Source organism: Vibrio sp. Y42_MX_L11 (assembly GCF_024181785.1).
Taxonomy (GTDB): Bacteria; Pseudomonadota; Gammaproteobacteria; order Enterobacterales; family Vibrionaceae; genus Vibrio; species Vibrio diabolicus.
Genome location: NZ_JAMZAP010000048.1, coordinates 1 through 2,291 on the forward strand (window position 1 = coordinate 1; position 2,291 = coordinate 2,291).

General features: G+C 40.2%; 2 protein-coding genes. Both read left to right on the forward strand.

What is annotated here, in order from left to right; translation table 11 throughout:
* Positions 1-772: 772 nt before the first annotated feature.
* Positions 773-1,240, forward strand: a complete 468-nt coding sequence (locus NL643_RS22695; protein WP_253645246.1) for an Sbal_3080 family lipoprotein — start codon at positions 773-775, stop codon at positions 1,238-1,240.
* A gap of 160 nt (positions 1,241-1,400) precedes the next feature.
* Entirely contained in the window at positions 1,401-1,997 is a 597-nt protein-coding gene (locus NL643_RS22700) for a glutathione S-transferase family protein (protein WP_253645247.1), read from the forward strand.
* Positions 1,998-2,291 lie beyond the last annotated feature (294 nt).

The window sequence follows — 2,291 nt, forward strand, 5'->3', positions numbered from 1 at the left end:
TTGTTACCGGTCTCTCAATTGAGGAGCCATCGTTCAATCGAACTACCAGATAGAAGAACTTTAGTTGCAGCTAAAGTCTGGGTCTCACCTTACCCGATTGGAGTACTTATTATCCATACAAACTGTTTAAGAGTGATTCGCAACGCGTGGCATTTTTACTATGCGTTGGTTTTAGTGTTTAAGGTGGTATGCGGGAGCTTCGGTATTGCGTTGCTCACACCTTAACAGGGCGTTAGTTGGCTAACGAAGAAAAACGTACCTAAAGAAGAATGTTTAGGGCTAAAGTCCGTGTGTATTTGCTAGGTTTTCTTATTTCCATTTCTAGTTATTTGGGGTTGTGAAAATCGTGCTTTGGTTTCTTGTTTGGTTTGGATCTTCTGTTTCAGAAGCCGCTTTGTTTGTTGAAAGTCAGGTCTGTAACACCGTCTGTCTAAAAGAGCTTTTTTGTGTTGTTATTCCGTTTTCTACGGCGTTTTGAGTTCCAAGTGGTTTCAGTGACAAGTGCTTTGAAAGTGCACCTGATTTGAGTCTTTCAAAGTGCATAAAGCCAGTGTTGGCAAAGCGGCAATCAACATCACATCAAAGCTTTAGGTTTGGCAACTAGCAAAGTATTCAAGAGGGATTAACAACGCGTGGCATTTTTGGTTTGAATCAGCTTTAGTGTTTACGGCACAGTAGCTTAGTTTGGGGGGCGTTGTTCACCCCTTAATGCGGCGTTATGCAGCCACATGAAATTCATTTACAATTATAGATTTATTAAAAGAGATGTAAAATGTACAAGAAACTAATCATTCTTAGCTTGCCTATTCTATTGGCGGCATGCGCAGCGCCAAAATATACAGTTGAAGCTATTTCGGAAGATAACCAGAGCAAGGAAATTATCATTGTAAAAGATGACGCCACACGAGATGTTTTCTTGGACTCGGTACAAGAATGGTGTTTGGATACAGCACATAAATGTACGGTTGTAAGTGATGGAACTCTTCCTAAGAGCTCTGAACTTACGTTGACTTATGTATCGCGCTGGAGTTGGGACTTTAGAACGTTTATTGCAGATGCCCAAGTTAAGGCATATAAAAACAGTAAAAAAGTTGGCGAAGTAGAGTTCAAAGCGCCAAATAGTGCCAATTCAGATAAGTGGGGAAATGACAATAAACGAATCATCGCGATGATGGATTTACTGTTTGGGAAACAGTCGGTTAATGAAGCTCAGTTCAAAATTAAATCGGGCGAAATGTAGCGACGTAATAAACTGTTCAAGAATGATTCCCAACGCTTGGCATTTTCAGTTCAAGGTTGGGTTTCGTGTTTTAGGCACAATCGTTTAGTTTGGGTGGTAGCGTAGTTCATGCCTTAACTGCGCGTTATGCGCTTTTACGAATTGAAACATGGAGAGTGTGATGGTTGTATATGGAGATTTGCAGTCAGGTAACTGCTTAAAAGTAAAATTACTATTGTCATTCCTTGGCATTGAGCACCAATGGAAGCACGTTAATCTCTTAGATAACGAGACTAAAACAACAGAATTTTTAGCCCTCAATCCAAATGGTAAAATCCCGACAGTCGTTTTTGATGACGGTCGAGTACTCTGTGAGTCCAATGCAATACTAGGTTACTTTGCAGAAAATACGCCTTATCTACCTAATGACAGTTATCAAAAAGCAAAAGTGTACGAGTGGCTTTTCTTTGAGCAATACTCACATGAGCCTTATATTGCCGTAGCGCGCTTTATTCAGAAGTATCAAGGTATGCCGGAGCACCGTCTAGAAGAATATAAATCACTACAATCAGGCGGCCATAAAGCATTACAAATCATGGAGCTACAGCTGTCAAAAACTAAGTTCTTAGTTGGTGATAATATTTCTATTGCTGATATCGCACTGTATGCTTATACCCATGTCGCAGATGAGGGTGGTTTTAACCTAGAAACTTACCCAAATATCGAGCGTTGGATTGGGGTAATTCGCAAGTTGGACGGTTATGTAGGTATGTATTAACCACGCGCATAACATAGCGTTTAAGAACGATTCGCAACGCGTGGCATTTTAACTATGCGTTGAGCTCAGTGATTAAGGCAGCATGCGGGAGTTTCGGTATTGTGTTGATCACCCTTTAACAGGTCATTAGCCCTCAAAGGTCAAATATGGATATTTACCCAGAAATAGAGTTACAGGGCAAGATCATGAAAATCCTTTATGGCATAAGGGGTGACGTGAAGTGATGTTTCCACTAATTTGTACATTTAAATCACAATAATTTCAATACATTCAAGATCGATTTGATGATCAGAT